The organism is Bariatricus sp. SGI.161 (assembly GCF_050313695.1).
GTDB lineage: Bacteria > Bacillota > Clostridia > Lachnospirales > Lachnospiraceae > JAFBIX01.
In genome coordinates, this window is the sequence record NZ_JBNPLX010000012.1 from 72,660 (window position 1) to 91,411 (window position 18,752).

14 protein-coding genes and 2 pseudogenes are annotated in these 18,752 nt (G+C 40.9%); 6 read left to right on the plus strand and 10 right to left on the minus strand.

Features of this window, described 5'->3' with window-relative positions; all coding sequences use genetic code 11:
* Positions 1-14: 14 nt before the first annotated feature.
* The 3 genes from ACQRBH_RS09005 to ACQRBH_RS09015 all read right to left on the minus strand — a co-directional run bounded on the left by ACQRBH_RS09005 (position 15) and on the right by ACQRBH_RS09015 (position 3,792).
* Positions 15-752: an energy-coupling factor transporter transmembrane component T gene (locus ACQRBH_RS09005; RefSeq protein ID WP_427761427.1), complete on the minus strand. Its 738-nt coding sequence runs from the start codon at positions 750-752 to the stop codon at positions 15-17.
* Positions 752-1,336: an MptD family putative ECF transporter S component gene (locus tag ACQRBH_RS09010; RefSeq protein ID WP_427761428.1), complete on the minus strand. Its 585-nt coding sequence runs from the start codon at positions 1,334-1,336 to the stop codon at positions 752-754. Before ACQRBH_RS09010 ends, ACQRBH_RS09005 begins: the two co-directional genes overlap by 1 nt.
* 962 nt (positions 1,337-2,298) lie before the next feature.
* Complete coding sequence (locus tag ACQRBH_RS09015; RefSeq protein ID WP_427761429.1) at positions 2,299-3,792, minus strand: hypothetical protein; 1,494 nt, start codon at positions 3,790-3,792, stop codon at positions 2,299-2,301.
* A 225-nt stretch (positions 3,793-4,017) separates the two neighbouring features.
* Between ACQRBH_RS09015 and ACQRBH_RS09020 the strand changes: the two genes are divergently transcribed.
* Complete coding sequence (locus ACQRBH_RS09020) at positions 4,018-4,803, plus strand: ParA family protein (RefSeq protein ID WP_278999702.1); 786 nt, start codon at positions 4,018-4,020, stop codon at positions 4,801-4,803.
* Positions 4,793-5,401: pseudogene (locus ACQRBH_RS09025) on the plus strand (ParB/RepB/Spo0J family partition protein); the annotation flags it as partial. The gene ACQRBH_RS09020 and the pseudogene ACQRBH_RS09025, both read left to right, overlap by 11 nt.
* A gap of 211 nt (positions 5,402-5,612) precedes the next feature.
* Here ACQRBH_RS09025 and ACQRBH_RS09030 read toward each other — a convergent pair.
* Positions 5,613-8,951, minus strand: a complete 3,339-nt coding sequence (locus ACQRBH_RS09030; RefSeq protein WP_427761430.1) for an InlB B-repeat-containing protein — start codon at positions 8,949-8,951, stop codon at positions 5,613-5,615.
* A gap of 224 nt (positions 8,952-9,175) precedes the next feature.
* Here ACQRBH_RS09030 and ACQRBH_RS09035 point away from each other — a divergent pair, with 224 nt between their 5' ends.
* On the plus strand, positions 9,176-10,219 hold the full coding sequence (locus ACQRBH_RS09035) for an FAD:protein FMN transferase (protein ID WP_278999704.1): 1,044 nt from the start codon (positions 9,176-9,178) through the stop codon (positions 10,217-10,219).
* An 88-nt stretch (positions 10,220-10,307) separates the two neighbouring features.
* Here the strand turns inward: ACQRBH_RS09035 and ACQRBH_RS09040 are convergent, their stop codons facing one another.
* Positions 10,308-10,556: a Fic family protein gene (locus ACQRBH_RS09040; protein WP_334303746.1), complete on the minus strand. Its 249-nt coding sequence runs from the start codon at positions 10,554-10,556 to the stop codon at positions 10,308-10,310.
* Positions 10,557-10,599: 43 nt separating this feature from the next.
* Between ACQRBH_RS09040 and ACQRBH_RS09045 the strand changes: the two genes are divergently transcribed.
* Positions 10,600-11,046 (plus strand): helix-turn-helix transcriptional regulator, encoded by a 447-nt coding sequence (locus ACQRBH_RS09045; RefSeq protein ID WP_418903207.1) that lies wholly within the window; start codon positions 10,600-10,602, stop codon positions 11,044-11,046.
* On the opposite strand, the gene ACQRBH_RS09050 is transcribed toward ACQRBH_RS09045, so the two are convergent.
* The 5 genes from ACQRBH_RS09050 to ACQRBH_RS09070 all read right to left on the minus strand — a co-directional run bounded on the left by ACQRBH_RS09050 (position 11,000) and on the right by ACQRBH_RS09070 (position 16,428).
* Positions 11,000-11,875, minus strand: a complete 876-nt coding sequence (locus ACQRBH_RS09050; RefSeq protein ID WP_278999705.1) for a ParB/RepB/Spo0J family partition protein — start codon at positions 11,873-11,875, stop codon at positions 11,000-11,002. The two genes, ACQRBH_RS09045 and ACQRBH_RS09050, sit on opposite strands and share 47 nt — an antisense overlap.
* Before the next feature lie 991 nt (positions 11,876-12,866).
* Positions 12,867-14,258: a tyrosine-type recombinase/integrase gene (locus ACQRBH_RS09055; RefSeq protein WP_278999706.1), complete on the minus strand. Its 1,392-nt coding sequence runs from the start codon at positions 14,256-14,258 to the stop codon at positions 12,867-12,869.
* Between the two features lies 1 nt (position 14,259).
* Complete coding sequence (locus ACQRBH_RS09060; protein WP_278999707.1) at positions 14,260-15,249, minus strand: helix-turn-helix domain-containing protein; 990 nt, start codon at positions 15,247-15,249, stop codon at positions 14,260-14,262.
* Positions 15,250-15,369: 120 nt separating this feature from the next.
* Positions 15,370-15,546, minus strand: coding sequence for a helix-turn-helix domain-containing protein (locus tag ACQRBH_RS09065; RefSeq protein WP_003864535.1), 177 nt, complete (start codon positions 15,544-15,546; stop codon positions 15,370-15,372).
* Positions 15,547-15,816: 270 nt separating this feature from the next.
* Positions 15,817-16,428, minus strand: coding sequence for a class I SAM-dependent methyltransferase (locus ACQRBH_RS09070; protein WP_278999736.1), 612 nt, complete (start codon positions 16,426-16,428; stop codon positions 15,817-15,819).
* 295 nt (positions 16,429-16,723) lie between these two features.
* Between ACQRBH_RS09070 and ACQRBH_RS09075 the strand changes: the two genes are divergently transcribed.
* Entirely contained in the window at positions 16,724-17,566 is an 843-nt protein-coding gene (locus ACQRBH_RS09075) for a tyrosine-type recombinase/integrase (protein ID WP_004452852.1), read from the plus strand.
* A pseudogene (locus ACQRBH_RS09080) lies at positions 17,566-18,716 on the plus strand (IS91 family transposase). The gene ACQRBH_RS09075 and the pseudogene ACQRBH_RS09080 overlap by 1 nt, the downstream one beginning before the upstream one ends.
* Positions 18,717-18,752 lie beyond the last annotated feature (36 nt).

Genomic DNA, 18,752 nt, shown 5'->3' on the forward strand with positions numbered 1-18,752 from the left:
TGTCACCTCTCCTATCATAAAATTCCTATTGTCTGAAATAAAAGAAGTACCAATGGTACAAGGCATAACAGTATCACCAAAATATCTTGTATATGTAATCCAATCCTGCATATGTTGGTTCTATGAACGGTTCCGCCCAATCCCCTTGTCAAAGCCGCTGCCGAAAGCTCCTCACCGATTTTTACACAACACGTCATTAACGGCACGATTCTATATTCAAACATTTTGGAGAAATTTCTTCCGCCAATACGAATATCTCTCATCTTCATTGCAGCGTTGATAGAAGCAAACTCGTCAATAACTGTTGGGAAGAAACGAAACATGACAGAAAGTGGTATGATAATTTTCTCACTTAAATGCATCCTCTGCATCGCCGCTGTAAATTCACTTACGGTAGTTGTGGAAATCATATAGGCTCCCATCATCATACAAGGCAGGAATCTGGCAAGGATACCACATATTCCAAGAAGCAGAAAATTTATGATACCACTGGTTTTTTCGCCCCAAAACACAAACGCCAAAAAGGAAGCTGAATATATCAGGATATATCCAATCGCAGTTTTATACTTTTTCGCGGTTAATAAAAATACCGCCGGTAAAATACAAAAAATCGGGGTCAGAAGCTGTAGCTTTTCTCCGCCCATATAGCCTAAGACAAATACTGCCATGGTAAAAAGGAGAAGCAACTTCGTTCTGGGATCCAGTACAAGCCCTCGATTTTGCACACTGGTTTGTAAAATTCCTTTTCCCATTATGCAATGCCTGCCTTAATAAAATGCTTTTTCAACAATTTCTTTCCAAAGAGTGCCCCAATCACACCTGATACAAAACAGCAGACCAACAACACAGGCGCAGTCCACGGCTGCATTATGTTTGTCAGCGAAGTAATATAATCCTGACCAAAACTCTGTCTTGTAGAAAAATATTTATCCGGATTTAAGTATAAAGGCAGGAAGTTACCAAAAAGGAGAATATGGAAAATACCATTTCCTATCACAGTTTTGATTGCGCTTTGATAATCACCACTCTTATCAACAAAATCAGCAATCAGTCCGAAAACAAGGCCGAATATTGCCGGCCAGAATCCCATACCGGTAATCCATAAATACACACCAATGATAATTCCCATAATCGTTACCATGCCAAATTTTTTCACTTTTGTCATAAACAGCATCATTGGAATACCACATACAATTGGTCCTATAATGGTTAGCAGCGGCATCATAATCGGTATGTAGCCCAACATCGCAACAGCTGTCAAAAGAACACAATAAATTGCGCCATAAATACCAATGTTAATTAAATCTTTTCCTTTGAGTTTTGTTTCACTCTTCATAATATTACCTCTTTCCTTTTTAGTTAGTTTTTTCTAACCATAGTTGCTAAATAAAAGCGGATGTTATAACATCCACTTTTATTCGTCTGATTAGATATATAACATTGTTATACTATCACTCTTTTCTCAAAACTGTCAATAAATCCAGTTGCCCGTAAATGAACAAAATTTCTCAATATAAGAGTTCTGAAACAAGCCTTATGGTTATTCACTTTTTCAACAAAATCACTCTCTATTCTTTAACACTTCCGCTAAATTTACTTTTTTAAGCTTTGAAGTCAATAAGCCATTCATTACAAAATACAGCACCAATACTGCAACATACACAATCACATACATCCGCCATGGATAATTCCTTTTCCCATAGTTCTTCGAAAAAATTTTTTCCCAAGAGCCAGATGTATTTATCAATGAGTTTTCCATTCTACCATAAGCTTATCTTTATTCATCAATTTTTTGATATTTTTCTTTTCCCCCACTGTAAAACAGCCTCTGAGCGTTTCGTTATATAGAGGGATACAAATAAGAGCAAGATCCACCCGTGTTTAACAGTAGTGCCATTTTGGCAACTGTTACACTTACGGGTTTTCATCTTGATGGGGATTCCGGTCTTCGTTCCACTACGGTCCGCGCTAAACGCAGGTCCACTGGACCTGCAGCGCCCCCATGCCCTCGTTTTTGACATCACAGATGTCTTTTGGCTTCCAGTGAAAAAGTGGTCGCAGCAACAATAGTACAAATGGAAGGGACAGCCATTTATACCTATGTTGGCATCACAATGTGATGAAAGATTCCGATAGGCTCTCGGAATCTTTAACCTGCCGACCATGATTCATCGGTCGGATGAACCTTGAGAAGTAAATATTATCCAGAACAGTACAGACGTGTAATAAAATTTGAAAAATGGCGCACTTTAATAGACCATGCGTCAGAAATGGATTATACTGGTATTGCTTATTCAGTTAAGCGGCTTGCTCAAAAAGGTCTTTTAGGCGGGACGATTTTGGCAAAGCCCATGCATCAAGATGTTGACACATCATGATGGCGAAAAGGCGGCAGTACCACATCTTAGATGACCGGTGTCTGCCGTCTTCTAATTTATAGTCGATCTTTTCTCGCTTATTACACCTCTCGGATGACGTCCTTGCGTTGTATTCCAGCTTCCATTCCTTACTGCTTCTGGGCGGGTCATTAAAAAGCCTTGGATTATCCTTTAGAACAAGATGAACGGTACGGCCGTATATAGCATCCGAACAGGGGTGTTCACAGGTGCAGGTCGGTGAGCCTCCGGCAAAACTGATTTTAGGACATTTGAATTTCGTTCGCCCCTTGGCAGTTTCTGTGCCGTCCCGGCGCATTCGAAAACCTTCTTTACAGATGGGGACACCATCGTCTCCGATCGTAAAGTCATCTTTATAAACCGGTGGACGCCCGCCCTTTCCGTTCAGGTCAATGAATGGCTGAATACCATGGTCACGGCAGTATTCGTAGTAGGCCATGGCGTCATGTGCCGATTCGAGCAAAAGCTTGGTGACATGGGCTTCCGGAAGGAACTGCTGCATGGAGAAATAGTTATACAGAAATCCATGTGAATCATGTCGGGAAGCCGGCCCCAGGAGCGGGAACACAGGGAGATCGCATTCCGAATCGGAGGCAGTGAGCATGTAGAGATCATATCCGAAATAGTGACGGTCTCTGTGGGAATCCCAGCCGATGTTACAGTCCGGTTGGTGATAAATGCGGTTGCATTTACAGTCGCGGATCCCTTTTTCAAGGCAATCACAGGTGCGGGTTTTTCGTTCCCGTGCGCCGGTATAAACAGGTGTTCCATCACCAGCGACAGCAAGATTATTGAGGTCAATCAGCCCCCTTTTAACGGATTTATCCAGAAACTGGGAGCAGAAGATATCAAAAAGACGTTTAGCAGGAGAGAAATCCCTGGGTGGTTCAATTTCGAATTTTGCCAAAAGGTCATACACCGTTACCTTCTCGACCGGAGAAGCTTTTTCACCCTTCTTTTTCGGCTTTTTTGGCTTCTCCTTTGGAGGATGGAGCGGATCTGAAATGTTGTTCTTATCTGAGAGCCACAGACGCCGGGTAAAGTCGTAGAAAGTTCCGACACCTGGTGTGTCACCGACCATAAAGCCGGAGAGGATAGCGAAAAGATAATTCTGCTTCAGGGAAGAAGCCCAGGAAGTAAGGGAAGTGACCTTGAACTTCATGGAAAGCAGGTAAGAACGCAGCATGTCGGAGGGAAGCCTTGGTTCCGGGCCGAACACGGAATAACGATCCTGCATGATCTGATCCACAGGTGAAAGATCCAGGTTCCAGAACTGTTCCATCACTTTCCAAGTAGCAGTATCAAAGGAAGTATCTGCATCTGGATAATACTTACGGAGTTGAGTCAGGACACGGTCCTGATAGGCGGGATGTCCGCCGATGTTAACAGGTTTCAAAGTGTGCACCTCCAATCAAGAGCGTATTTGCTTCTTAATTGAAGGGCGCGCCTCGCCGCCTCTGGCGAGGTGGAGTCGACAAGGCGCGCCGCACATTTTTACCCTCATGTCAACTGTTTTTTGTAGAAAATGTGGGGGAATTAAAAAAATGGGACCTCTGAAAGCCATTATTTATGCGGCTCAGAGATTCCGAGAGTCTATAAATAAGAAACGGAGGAATGAACGATGTGTAAAGTAATTTCTGTTACAAACCAAAAAGGCGGTGTCGGCAAGACAACGACAACAGTAAACTTAGGAATCGGGCTGGCGAAAGAAGGAAAAAAGGTGCTTTTGATTGATGCGGATCCCCAGGGAAGCCTGACAGCCAGTCTGGGGTATGTGGAACCGGATGATCTTGGTACTACCCTGGCAACAATCATGCTGGCAGTTATTAATGAGGAAGAAATAAAACCGGAAGATGGAATTCTTCATCATGAAGAGAATGTGGATCTGTTACCGGCAAATATTGAATTGTCAGCCCTGGAAGTAACTCTTGGAAATGTGATGAGCAGGGAAATGATCATGAAAGATTATATAGAAATGATGAGAGAACGATACGATTATATTTTGATTGACTGTATGCCCAGCCTTGGAATGATGACGATCAATGCTCTGGTTGCTTCGGATGCAGTGCTGATTCCAGTACAGGCAGCATATCTGCCGGTGAAAGGTCTCCAGCAGTTGATCAAAACCATTTCTATGGTAAAGAAAAGGCTGAACAGGAAATTGCAGATCATGGGAATTCTGCTGACAATGGTAGATTTCCGCACAAATTACGCAAAGGATATTTCAACGATGCTTCATGTTACATACGGATCAAAGATTACGATTTTTGAAAATGTAATACCCTTATCCGTAAAAGCGGCAGAAACAAGTGCAGAGGGAATCAGCATTTATGCCCACTGCCCTAAGAGTAAAGTATCCAACGCATATAAAAGTCTTACACAGGAGGTTTTGGAAAATGAAAAATAGAAGCGGTGAGAAAATCAAACTGACAAGTATTGATGAACTATTGGGAGTTGTAAATGAAGAGTCTGCAATGGAGATTGAGATTGATAAAATACATCCTTTTGCCGGACATCCATTTAAAGTGATTGATGATGAAAAAATGCAGGATCTGATTGAAAGTATCCGGGAAAATGGTGTACTTACTCCTGTTCTAATTCGTCCTGATGATCATGATGGTTATGAAATGATTTCCGGACACCGGAGAATGCACGCAGCTCAATTAGCAGGTCTTGTAACCATACCGGCAATCGTCAGGGAAATGACGGACGATGATGCAGTGATTGTTATGGTGGATGCCAATATTCAGAGGGAGGAGCTGCTTCCGAGCGAAAAGGCATTTGCTTATAAGATGAAGCTGGAAGCAATGAAACTTCAAGCTGGAAGACCATCCAAAAATAATTCTGGTCAAAATGACCAGAATTTATCGGGAATGGTTTCAAGAGATATTTTAGCTCAACAGGTGGGAGAAAGTTCAAAACAGATTTAACGTTTCATCCGATTGACAGAACTTATCCCAGATTTACTTGAAATGGTAGATACGAAACGTCTTAACTTCACGATTATTTTTATAGCTCAATTCTACGCCTCCGTATTTCACACTAACTTATAAAATTTTTTCTGCCGGTTAATGTTGGTAACCAATATATAGTATAACACATTAACCCTCTGCAAAAGCTACCACCAACAGCTTTTCATGCATACTTTGGTATAACAAAAAGAAGCATCTGGATCCTACTCCAAATGCTTCCTTTTCTGCTATATGATTTATAATCTTATTTTCGTTTTCTGACTGCTACACCTACTCCTGCGAGTACTCCACAAGAAATAACTGCAAGCGCGATCCAGAGTAATACATTTGCGTTATCACCTGTCTTTGGAACATTTTTGTTGTTCTTTGCTACAACGTTCTTTACAACCGGTTTAACATTATTTGTATTATTGCTTACTTTTTTGTCTGTAACGTTCTTATCCCCGTTTGGATTTGAAGGGTTTGTCGGATCTGTAGATGCAGAATTATTTTTACTGATCGTAAATACTGCTTTTCCTGTTGATCCTTCATAGTTTCCGATACCAGTTACAGTTATTGTGTAATTTCCTTCTTTTACAAATTCTGCCCCTGCGAAATCTTTTGTCTCGGCATCCTCACCATATACATAAGAAAGTGTATAATCTGTTCCTTCTTTCAGTACTTTATCTCCGTCTTTTACTGTAACTTCCGGAGTTTTGCTCTTTCCATCATATTTTGCTGAAGATGGATCTGCTACAACCGTCAGTTCTGCTGCCTTTGGCGAGATAGTAAATGTTACGTTCAGGTTCATGCCTGCGTATGTTCCAAGACCGTTAACTGTTACTGTATACGTACCTGCATTTACCGGAGTTTCTGACAATTCATTTCCTTCTGAATCTTTGTAAGTCAGTGTATAATCTGTTTCTTCTGCAAGTACTTTATCTCCTGCTTTTACAACCGGACCATTTACGGCTTTGCCGTCATAAGTCTTATCCAGTGTACCTTCTAATGAAAGAATATTTTCCACTTCTGATGTTACATATTTGTCTAACGGTGGTGTTGCGTCAATTCCTTCTTTCCAGTACAGACCGCTCAAAGCATCATCTGTTCCGTAATTATCGCTTACTTCTCCATCTTTGATATAACGATCCGATGTTATAACTCTGATGTTATCTCCGATTGCTTTTCCTGCTTCTTTGTTTTTTGCTTTACTTGCAGTAGCTCCCTGAAGGAATGCTGATGCAGTCTCAATCGTACCATTTCCGGTTACGGCATTTCCACCATTTCCCCAGAATGTCTTACCACCAATAGCTACAAGTTTTCCATTTCCGGTAATCTTTCCGCTCTTAATATCAATTGCAGTTCCACCGTCATTTTCGTTGATCATACCTTCTCCGCCGGTTGTAACCAGTATTGCCCCGTCTGCCAGGCGCAGTGTTCCATCTACGCGAAGTGCTGTCTGTCCGATTCCGTCTCCATCTCCGGCACCTTTAATAAATACCTGACCTTTGATCGTCACATTACCTGTTGCTGTTACAACCGGTTCTGATGTGTTGCGGTCTGTCCGATCCCCATTTGCCAGATAATTTGCACGAGAATAGATAGCTGCATTTTCTAATATTGCCCCATCTGCCAGACGCAGCTGTCCGCAAATAGAAGAACCTTTTGTAAATGCATTCTTATAAGCGTCATAATTCATAGAGAATGTACCGCCGCTCTGGACATCGATAATTCCCTGAACAACTGAATCTGACAATGTCAGCTTACCGCCGTTTTCTACTACAATACGTACACTGCTGAGAATTTCCATATTCGTCAATGTAAGATTACATCCATTCGGAATATAAAGTGTCTGTGGGATATCTCCACTCATCACCTTCTTCCACGGCAGATCGTATCCCAGATAGCCATATGTACCGCTCTCTTTTGAACCGAACCAGGCTTCTAACCCTGCCGGCACGCGTACGCTTTCTTCTTCACCTTCTACATTCGTTCCGAATTTGCTGATTGCCCATGGTTCCATGATATCCCATGCATACAATCCGCTGTCATATTTCTTAAAATTCTCTTCTTTCAGACGTTCTGCAAGAGTTTCATCTCCTGAATAAACTCTGAACGGCAGTGTATTGCTGACTGCAGTTCGTCCCTGATCATCGGTAATGGATACTGAGACCAGATATGTCCCCGCATCTTTCGGTGTTCCGTTAAGTGTCAGATTACTGCTGATCGTCATATAAACACCTTTCATACCGCTGTCGCTGTCTGCAGGAGTTCCGTTTGCTGTGTCCGGAACGATATCTACTTTACATTTACTTCCGTCTAATTTAATCTTTGATAAGTTATCCAGCTCTTCCCAGTCATTGTCTGCAGGCTCTGTTCCTTTGTTCACAAGGGCGCCATACACTTTTACTGAGCTGTTCTTATTGCTGGATGATCCTCCGACACTTGCACTTGATACACCATCGTAGTTCTTCTGTCCTACAATAGCTGCCTCGAACGAACCATCAATCTTTACATGAAGATCATATGGATCTCCCTGTCCATCGTCTTCTACAAGAGACGCATTGTCATCTTTGATAACAAGTTTGAATGTCAGATCCTCGTATCCATTTGCTGTAATGGTAATGATATCACCACTTTTCAGAACCGGAATTGTCGGATTTGCACTGTACTCTCTTGCTGCACAGACTAATTTATTGCTGCTGGTATTTTTATAATACTGGCCGCCTGACGAAACGCTATAAGATTTTTCCTCCCATGAAGTTCCGTTTACTTTTACATCTGTGATCGCGCTTACATAATCTTCAGCATTTTTAAAAGTGAATTCCCAGTCACTTCCCCAAAGATCTTTGTTGATGCTAACCTGACTCACTTCAATTTTTTTATTTCCGGCTATAGCTTTCTCTTTAAATGTAGCTGATACAGTTACGTTTTCTGCCGGCATCTTAAATGTATAAATTCCTTCTGCATTCTGGACATCAACAGATTTTCCACTTACTCCTTTTACAGTGACTGCAACTACTTCATAATTTTCGTCCGGAGTTGCTGTTACGGTAACTGTGTCACCTTCTTTTATATCTTTTGCGGCATTAAGTGTTATTTTACCATTTACTGCAGGTGTCACGTCAGCAGTATATCTCTTATTGGTTGTCTCCCCAGAATTTGAAACTACTTCCGCTTTATAAGTATCTGTATAATTTACTGTTTCTTTGGTAATTTTAACAGTCAGATCCTTGTATCCGTCTGCCGAAACCTTAACTGTCCATAATTTTCCATCCGGAACTGCCAGTTTCAATGTTTTGTAACTTCCATATGCACCCGTAGCACTGCCAACTTCCCAAATATTTGTATCACTCGAGAAACTGTTGATTGTACTTTTCTTGCATTCTTTATCATTTACAATTACTTTATTAATATTATCCATCCAGGTTGTATCTTCAAACTCCAGATTTAAAACTGTTGTCCAAAGACCACTGGCCGTAACGCTCTTTACTTCTGTCGGTGCCTCTTTTGTCCCCGCTGCCATCGCAGGCGTAACTGCTGTAGAAATAATAACCAGCATGGACAGAATAAAAGATATTACTTTTTTTACATTCTTTTTCATATTTTCCTCCTCGTTAGTATTTTTACATTCTTTTTCCATTCTCACTACCATCTCAATAACAATTAGATATTGAACCCCCGCTCCTTTCATGGTATATTAAATGATAGTTTTGTTAGGTGAATCTAACCTAGGTAGCACAATGCTACCAATATTTTCCTGCCATGTCAATCCAAACTAACACTGTTGAAAATTTTTCATCAATTATAGTCTGAGGAGATTTTGTTATGAAGAAAATTTTATCAATAATACTGATCACTGCCTATCTGGCGTGTGGATGTTCCAGTGCTTCCGGCGCTGGAAAAAACACCTCAAAAAGTACAGCCAGCGAACCGGAAAGCATTGATTTTTTTGCTATGGATACTACCATCAAATTCAGCGCATATGGGGATAAAAAAGTACTAAAAGGTGCAAAGAAAGTACTGACGGATCTTGAAAAGAAAGTATCCGTCACAGATTCCGGAAGTGAGATATATCATATCAATCAGAACGGTTCCGGAACCCTTACCGGCGATGTCTCTGACTTAATGCAGAAGGCACTTCAAATGTGTACCCAGACAGACGGTGCACTCGACATCTCTATCTACCCGATCGTCAAGGCATGGGGATTTACCACCGGTGACTACCAGGTACCGGATGAATCCACGATCCAGTCATTACTTCCTATGGTAGATTACACTAAGGTGGAATTTGATAAGACAACCGGCAACGTAACCATTCCTTCCGGAATGACCATCGACCTCGGAAGCATTGCCAAAGGATATGCCGGTCAGCAATCTGCCCAGTATCTTCGCGATAACGGTGTCAAATCCGCACTCTTAAACCTTGGCGGAAATGTACAGACAATCGGTTCCAAGCCCGACGGTTCTCCATGGAAAGTCGGAATCAAGGATCCGAATGGCGATACGCCTATGATGGTTCTTTCTATCACAGACCAGGCCGTCATTACCTCCGGCGGATATGAACGCTACTTTGAGCAGGATGGGCACACCTACTGGCACATCATGGATCCGGCAACCGGACATCCGGCAGACAGCGGCCTTTGTTCCGTGACAATTGTCGGCGATGATGGCGGAACCTGCGATGCGTTATCCACTTCATTATTTGTTATGGGTCTTGAAAAAGCGGCCGATTTCTGGGGAAAGAGTAATAATTTTGAAGCGGTCTTCGTAACGGATTCCGGTGAAGTCTATATCACAGAAGGCCTGAAAGATAAATTTGCACTAACAGATGATCATGCCGATACAACTGTTAAAGTTATCAGCCGTTAACAAAGAAGGCAGTGAATCAGTTTTGATTCACTGCCTTTTCTATATCGCCATGCGTTCGGAAGAAGCTGCCGGTGGCAGGCTCTGTAGATCAATATCCCATAAATCCATTCTTCCGAATCTGCTCTATGAACGAGATGTTACAAGTACTATTATCCCACCGATGATCAATTCTTCTTATATATCTTTGGTTTCTACTTTTCGGTTTTTCTGGAATTGTCATTTGTACCAACTGAAGTTGCATAGCCGGATTCATGTAATTTTTGCGAAAAGTTTCCTTTGACTTAAGTCCGAGTTTTTCCATCAAAACAGTGCTTGTATATGGCACTTCGTATTCCATAGTTGAACAATGCACCACTTTTGGCGGGTCGTTCAACTACGATGTGAATAAAAACAGAGTCTTGCGACACGATGGAAAGCCGTATATCATTAGCCCATACACAATGATCTGGAATGGTAATTATTACTATGTTGTCGGATTTTACGATGACCGACAGAAAGTTAACGCATTTCGCGTGGACAGAATCAATGCCTGCCCAGAGATCCTGTCGGATGATATTGTTCCGATTCCGGAAGACTTTGATCCTTCTAAGTATTCCGGAGAAGTGTTCAGAATGTACGGAGCTGACAAGGTTGCTGAAGTTTCCCTATTGTGTGATAACAATTTGATGATGCACGTGATTGACCAATTTGGAATTGATGTTGATACTGAAACGGTGGACGATGAACATTTTCGGGCGACAGTTCAGATATATCCATCCTTGACATTTTACAGATGGGTCTTCATTTATCCCAGTATTGTTCCATCCATATTTTTAAGATTGCGATAATTTCACACTTCATCATTTCCGGTGTATAGCTGTTTGGAAAGTATCTGTGAAGCTGTTCATTTGTAAATGTGACCCTTGATATTTCCCCTTTTTTGACCTCACTCAGAATATCTTGCATCTTTTCCAGAGACAGATTTCCTTCTTTACTCAATTTCTTCATCCGTTGCGCCTGTGAGAGAGAAGGAATCGACTGGGCATAATCCATTGCCTCGATCAATTCTTTCTGCTCATTTTCTTTTAAAGCTGCCAGTTCGACAGCCGGATTGAACGAGATCAGTTCATCATCCAACTGCTGTAACAGTTCTGGAATCAGATTCGTAAGAGAAATATATCTCTGGACCTGCTTTGGGCTTTCACCGGTTTCCTCAGCAATAATCTCTACCGTTCGTTTACCTTTTAAATTGTGGTCAATTTGGCTACGCGGTCTTCCGGCAGTTCTTTTCATAGCATCATTTTTCATTTTGTATGCAAATGCTTTCTCACTGTAACTGATCCGTTCTCTTTGTAGATTAGCATCCACCATTTTAATAATGGCTTCCTCATCGTTCATTACCCGTATAATCACTGGTACCTTCCTGTATCCAAGTTGCTGAGCCGCATATTTTCTTCTGTGACCTGAGATAATTTCATAAACTCCATCCGGCACCGGCCTTACAATTAGCGGATTCAATACACCGTACTGTTTGATGCTGTCCTTAAGGAGATTCATTTCCTTATCATCAGTCACTTTAAAAGGATGGTCTTTAAAATATCTGAGTCTTTCAATCTCAATTTCTATGACTTTCTCATCCTCAAACAGCCTGTTTGATTCGTTTCCTTTTCCAGCCATTGAACTCCTCCTTTTCCTGTAATCCAAACAAAAAAATGCCCGTTTAGATTAGATTCTTATATTTGAATCTGATCCAAACGAGCATCCCGTTTGCCATTAGCTACAGCTAATGAAATATTCTATTGTTTCAGCTAATGGATGTTTGCAGAAGTTCCTTTAAGCGAGGGCTTTAACTCCATTTTACCCTGTTTTACATCCCCAATCTGAGGTTTCAACAGGAACGAACCCCGATGTTAGCAGGAAGTCCATTTTTTCCTGTTTGCAAAACAGCATTTTTGATTAGCTGCCAGCTAACGAAAATCAATTCAAATTAGCTGGAAATTCATTCCCTGCTTGTCTTTTCTTATTTCATCACAAAGAAAAAAGCGGCTCATGATATAGCATTTTCTGCTAATCATTACCGCTTTTTTAGTAACCGTCCCCTGCGGGAATCGAACCCACAGCTAGCGCTTAGGAGGCGTGTGCTCTATCCAACTGAGCTACTGAGACATTTATAAGTTTTATGCAATTTTCAAGGCTCGAAGGAATCGAACAATCTGCCGCTTAGGAGAGCTCCAACCTATTGTCACTCTCTGTCAATCTGAGGTAAGGTAAACCCATATGGGACACTATTAAAAACTGTTTCCGATTCAATTTGAGTTATTCTGAATACCCCCTCTGTCAAGCTCTGTAAAGCTCTGAAAGTTAGCTGATTGTTTGCTCCAGCTAATAATTGGGGAATGCCTTGATATTACCATCGATATCTGTTATATGACCACCATGCTTCGTACGTTCGATCATGGTAAACAGTATTCAATTAAACTTCCTATCGAAAGCACAAGATATTTTCTTGTCTATAAATAATATAACGCATACGAGACGGTTTGTCCATGCGTCTTTGACTGGCAAATTTTATTCAGTAAAAATATCTGTAACCTTTTTTGTAACTGAATCTCCATCATTCCATCATCAAATGATGGAGATTCCAATAGATATGATGGAGATAGACTAATTACTTCATCGTCTTCGCCAGTGAATTGAGCAATGCCCGCATCTCTGGATTTGCCAACACTTTTGCCAGAAGTTCCGAATCGACTTCATCAGCAACAGTTGCATTATTATTTTCCTGCTGTACATGCATCTGTGGATCCAGATTCTTTTTCTCATAAAATGCTTCTTCAAAAAGCTCTGCATTTTTCCTTCGGTCATCATCCAGAATATGAGAGTACACATCCGTAACCATATTGACCTGAGCATGACCGGAATCACCCTGTACCGCTTTGATGTCCCCACCATTCAGTTTCAGCTTATAAGTAACGCTGCTATGACGGAAACTGTGAAACACAACCGGTGGGAGATTATAGTCCTCAATCAGTTTCTTTAAAGGACCACGGATTGCTCCATCACCAAGAGGAAGCCCAAAGGTACTTGCCATAACCAGGTTATAGTCCATATATTCATCACCAATGATTTCTTTCATTTCATCCTGTTCAGCTTTCCAGTCTACCAACATATTAGCGACACTCTTTGGTAAGAATATCTTACGCACACTGCTTTCTGTCTTTGGTGTTTTCAGAATACGGACCGTAGAATTCTTCTTATGATTTGTCGGGAATACCAACAACACATCTTTCCCATCCAATGCATTTAAAGATTCTTTTCTTATACGCTGTGATTCTTTGTTGATGAAGACATATGCACGGTTTTCTTCAATTGCCTCAGGAGAAATATCTACACAATCCCAGGTAAGACCAAGCAGCTCACCAAGTCGCAGGGAACATGAGAAAGATAGATTAATTGCAAGCTTTAATCGTTCATCTTCACAGACACTGAGCGCATACATCAATGTATCCGCTGTCCAGATGTCTCTTTTTTGGGATTTATGTTTTGGTACAGTCGCATGAGTACAGGGATTCTTCTCCATCAGTTCCCATTTCACTGCCTGTTCAAAACAGTTTCTGAGCAGCTTATTAACATCCCTGACCGTACTGGACGATACAAATTCATTTCGACTGGTTTTATTTAATGGATTGATAACAGCACGCCTCTTCAAAAGACTCTGATAATATCTTTCGATGAATCGGGTATTAATCTCTGACAGCTTTGCATCACCAATGATTGGAAGAATATAGTTGTTGATAAGAGAGACATTTCCTTCATATGTAGAAAGCGCCCAGTTTTCTTTTCCATACAGTGCAACATACTCTGTAATAAGCTCATCCAGTGTTTTGCATTTACGAACGACAAATGATCCCATCTCTTTTTTATATTCAATTTCTTTTTTTCTTCTCTTTGCTTCGGCTTTCGTTTCATAGGTTTCCCATTTCTGTTTCCTCTCACCTTTTTCATTCGTATAGGAATAGATTACATTAAATTTTCCGTTTCGTTCTCTTATAGATGCCATATTATTGCATACTCCTTTCCAAATCTCTTTGCTCCATCCAGTCCTCAAATTCATCCCGACGGATCCTAACTCGACTGCCAACTTTTATTACTGTGAACTTTCCTTTATCCGCCCACTTGTTGATCATGCTTCTGCTGACCTTTGCCAGATAGGAAGCTTCATCAAAAGTAAGATACTTTATATTTCCATTGCTTCCTCGTATTCCGGTCTGTGATAATTTCTTCCGCCGGAAATTAGCCAGGGCAATATTTTGTTCCTGTGCAAGTTCTTCATAATCATTCGATGGATCCAACTTATACCGATCCTGACCTTCCAGGAATTTTTGAAAACTCTCTTTTGTGATCCTTTTCTTTTCTGCAATCACAATGAATTCAAAAAAATGACTATACTTTGGATTATCAAGAATTGTATATACTGCGCTTCTGGTTGTTCCAAGCAGCTGTGCCATCTCAGGCATCGTAATTGTTGCATCTTCCAGAAGAGCGTCTTTTTCTCTGTCTTCCTTTGTTCGATACCGGGACTGGCTTTTATACCAGTTCTGAAAAGATTCTTTTGGTATTCGTTTCCAGTAATCGACAATAACAGCTTCCATTTGATTTTTCTTGAGTAAATCATAAACAAGATAATCATCAACACCCAACAGATCCGCAACTTCCTTAACGGAATAGGACCAGAATTTCAATTCTTTCCCTGGTTCTTCTCCGGTAACTTTATGGTATTTAATCTGATTGGCGTACCATTTTTCAAAGCTGGCAATATTGATTCGTATCTTTCCGGCAATCTCTTTAGATTCAAAAACATTTTTATGCACCAGCCAGTATCGATCTGTCTTTTTTAATCCCAGCAGCTTTCCCATTTCCGGCACGGTCATCCAGATTCTCTTTTGTGTCGGACGCCGTTTGTAAGGACTGTCTTCTGATATCTTTGAAATGATCTCTTCAACATCGTCCATTTCCGGAACTTCTTTTTGTTTCATAATTGCTGTTGCCATTTATTCTTCACTTCCTGTCTTTTTTAGTGTTAGTGTTTTTTCTTATATCATATCTCAAATCCAGATAAAAATTTAGGATGTCGATTGCAGACAAAATCTGCCTGATCAACACCCTGTTTTTTACTGTTCCAAGTTATCGAGCCAGTCATCGAAACTCTTCTTTGAGATACGATACTTTCCGCCATCCAACTGGATCCACCGGAATTCCTTTTTCTTTAAAAGGTTATAAATAGTAGGTCTGCTGACTCCTAAGATTTCCTGTAACTCTTGAACTGTATAACATCTTTTCTCTGACATTTCTTTATCCTCTTTTCTTTGAAATATGAAAGAAAAATTATTCCTTCATATAACGAAACGCTCAGAGCATGTTTTACAGTGGTCAAAAGCAAATTTTTTTACTTTTTTTCTTGCGAGTTTTTTTAATGCCACTCGTAAGAAACTCGTAACATTAGATTTCTACATTTTTCCTGAAATTAAGTAAAGAAAAAGAGCATATGGAATTGAATCCATACACTCTATGATTACTGGAACTTTATTTCATTTTTAATTCAACAAACTGAAAATTGGCTATTTCGTTGCAACAATACTTATCCAATGATTTTTTGTATTTGAATACGTTTTTATCTCTGTAAAACCTGCTTCTTTCAAAGCAGCAATGAGTTGATCAGATGTGTAAATCTTCATACCATCAATCAACTTTGTCCATTTTTCATCTGCGTCATTCGTTCCGTCAGATTCGTTACAAATCAGGAATGTCCCTCCGTTTTTCAGAACTCGATTTACCTCAAAAAAACATTTTTTCAATCCCGGCCAGAAGTAAACTGTCTCAAAAGCAGAAACATAATCAAAAACCGCATCAGGAAAAGGGATAGCAGATACATCACCTTGAACCACGCAACATTTCCCCTGTTTAATGGCGGTGGCGTTCAGTTTTTGAGATTCTGCCACACTGACCTTCGAATAATCCATTCCTGTCACATGTCCATTTCCGCATTTACCCAACCAGGTTACAATATTTGCACCGCCTCCGCAACCAACATCCAGTACCGCAGCGTCCGGATTCACTGAGATATTTGAGAATCCCCATTGTGATAACTTGGCGTGACCGATGTTCATCATCTTCGTCATCAATTTTCCGCCGAAGCCTTGTGGCTTACGAGTATTTTCAAAGAAGTTCATTGCATTATTCCTCCTCTTTAAATTCAAATTGAACAAAATCGCTGCGCGATGGCCTGCCAAGGCTGTGGCGCAGCTTTTTACTTTTTCCAAAAAAGGCAGTGACAGATCGTCCCAAGATAGTATTGTTAAAGCACCACCAATAACAAACTTCAAACACGGGCTTAGTCCCAACAACTGCCTATGAAAATGATACCACCTTCAGGCTGCTTTCACAAGCAGTTTTATTTTGCAAATGCTCCTCCATGATGGGTAGTTACTGTTGTTATTACTACTTTTATTTCATGGAGGTTATTTTATGTACGAAGATATTTTTGAATTAGTAACTATTGCTGCACAGAAAAAGAATCTTAAGGAATCCACTACAAAGGCGTATTGTCACGCCCTTAGCCCTTTCCTGAATGCTACCGGTAAACCCTGGCAGGAACTTACTGTAGCTGATGCGGATGATTACCTGACCACCAAAAGACGGATGGGCATTTTACCTGAAACCTACAACCATTACTATGGTGCTTTACGCTTCATGTACAAGCGGGTACTCAAACTCAACTGGGACGAAGATGAAATTCCCAGAATGAAACGTGATCGTTCCCTGCCTACGGTTCTATCAAGGGAAGAAGTGAATGCCATTCTTGATGTCACCACAAACCTGAAGTACAAGGCCATCTTTGCTGTTATGTACTCAGGCGGTCTTCGGGTATCTGAAGCAACCCACTTGCATTATGATGATATATCTCGAAGCAATCATTCCATTCACATCCGCAATACCAAAAACAGAATGGACCGATACACCATTCTGGCTGACCGCACTCTCGACATTCTGACTCAGTACTGGTTTCAGTGCCAAAGACCCAGAAATATCCTCTTTCCAAGTCAGACAACCGGAGAATATCTGGATATCTCTGCGGTAAATCAAGTATTAAGAAGAAGCTCTGAACGAGCCGGAATCCCTAAGCATGTCACTTCACACGCATTCAGGCACAGCTTCGCCAGTCATCTTCTGGAAGACGGATGTGATATTAAATATATTCAGGCATTGTTAGGTCACTTGGATCCTAAGTCTACCGAGATTTATCTTCATGTCAGTAACAAAACTTTACTTGGCATTAAAAGTCCTTTTGATATACAGGAGGATTCATAATGAAGCATCCTACTGTACAGGATATATTTCTACGGTTTTATCCTGAATACCTTGATAAATACACACCTTCTTCCAGCAATTCAAAGTTGCAAACTGCATCATCAACTGCAAAACCGGTGCTTATGGTGCCAACGTAAGCATGTGTGAGGACTGTGGCCACTTGCAAATCCATTATAATTCCTGCCGTAACAGATGCTGTCCCATGTGTCAGGCACTGCCAAAAGAAATGTGGATTGACAAACGCCGTGAGGATGTTCTGGATGCTCCTTACTTTCATGTGGTATTTACTGTTCCACAAGAACTCAATTCTTTAATCTACAGCAACCAGCAGCTTCTATATGATGCAATGTATCATTCTGTTTCCGCAACTATAAATGAGCTGACCGAAGATACAAAATATCTCGGAGCAAAGATTGGATATATTTGCGTGTTACATACCTGGGGCTCTGAAATGAATTACCATCCCCATATTCATGTCATTCTACTCGGTGGTGGTCTGACTTCCAACAATCAATGGCGTGATAAAGGAGAAGAATTCTTTCTTCCGGTAAAAGTGTTATCAAAACTGTTTCGGGGTAAATATCTGGATGAACTGAAAACCCTCTGGGAAGAGAGAAAACTTCAGTTTCACGGAAGCAGTGAAAAGTACCGCAACCATTATGCTTTCAAGGAACTCCTAAATACTTGCTATGAAAAGGATTGGGTTCCCCACTGCAAGAAAACCTTTAATGGTGCACAGTCCGTTATTAACTACCTTGGGAAATACACCCACCGGATTGCCATCAGCAACCATCGTATCATCCGCATGGATGAAGATACAGTTACTTACTATGTCAAAGACTACCGAGAAGAAGGCAACTGGAAGGAATTTACCATTTCCGGTGTTGAATTTATTCGCCGGTTTCTTATGCATGTGCCTCCTAAACGCTTTGTCAGAATCAGGCATTATGGGTTACTATGTACCAGAACCAAAGCCAAACATCTGACATTATGTCGGAATCTCCTTGGCTGCAAACAGTATCTTTCCCGGCTGAAAGACCTGGATACTCCACAGATGCTCGAAACCCTCTACGGTATTAAGGTTACTGTCTGTAAATGCTGTGGCGGACACCTTGGAAAACCACAACAGCGGATACCACTACGTATTTAAAGCTTGATATTCATATTTTTTGAAAAGCCTCAGAAA

Bases quoted from the DNA above. Each gene is read 5' to 3' on its own strand.
- ACQRBH_RS09005 (WP_427761427.1), bottom strand. From the start codon at position 752: ATGGGAAAAGGAATTTTACAAACCAGTGTGCAAAATCGAGGGCTTGTA.
- ACQRBH_RS09010 (WP_427761428.1), bottom strand. From the start codon at position 1,336: ATGAAGAGTGAAACAAAACTCAAAGGAAAAGATTTAATTAACATTGGT.
- ACQRBH_RS09020 (WP_278999702.1), top strand. From the start codon at position 4,018: ATGTGTAAAGTAATTTCTGTTACAAACCAAAAAGGCGGTGTCGGCAAG.
- ACQRBH_RS09030 (WP_427761430.1), bottom strand. From the start codon at position 8,951: ATGAAAAAGAATGTAAAAAAAGTAATATCTTTTATTCTGTCCATGCTG.
- ACQRBH_RS09035 (WP_278999704.1), top strand. From the start codon at position 9,176: ATGAAGAAAATTTTATCAATAATACTGATCACTGCCTATCTGGCGTGT.
- ACQRBH_RS09040 (WP_334303746.1), bottom strand. From the start codon at position 10,556: ATGGAATACGAAGTGCCATATACAAGCACTGTTTTGATGGAAAAACTC.
- ACQRBH_RS09050 (WP_278999705.1), bottom strand. From the start codon at position 11,875: ATGGCTGGAAAAGGAAACGAATCAAACAGGCTGTTTGAGGATGAGAAA.
- ACQRBH_RS09055 (WP_278999706.1), bottom strand. From the start codon at position 14,258: ATGGCATCTATAAGAGAACGAAACGGAAAATTTAATGTAATCTATTCC.
- ACQRBH_RS09060 (WP_278999707.1), bottom strand. From the start codon at position 15,249: ATGGCAACAGCAATTATGAAACAAAAAGAAGTTCCGGAAATGGACGAT.
- ACQRBH_RS09065 (WP_003864535.1), bottom strand. From the start codon at position 15,546: ATGTCAGAGAAAAGATGTTATACAGTTCAAGAGTTACAGGAAATCTTA.
- ACQRBH_RS09070 (WP_278999736.1), bottom strand. From the start codon at position 16,428: ATGAACTTCTTTGAAAATACTCGTAAGCCACAAGGCTTCGGCGGAAAA.
- ACQRBH_RS09075 (WP_004452852.1), top strand. From the start codon at position 16,724: ATGTACGAAGATATTTTTGAATTAGTAACTATTGCTGCACAGAAAAAG.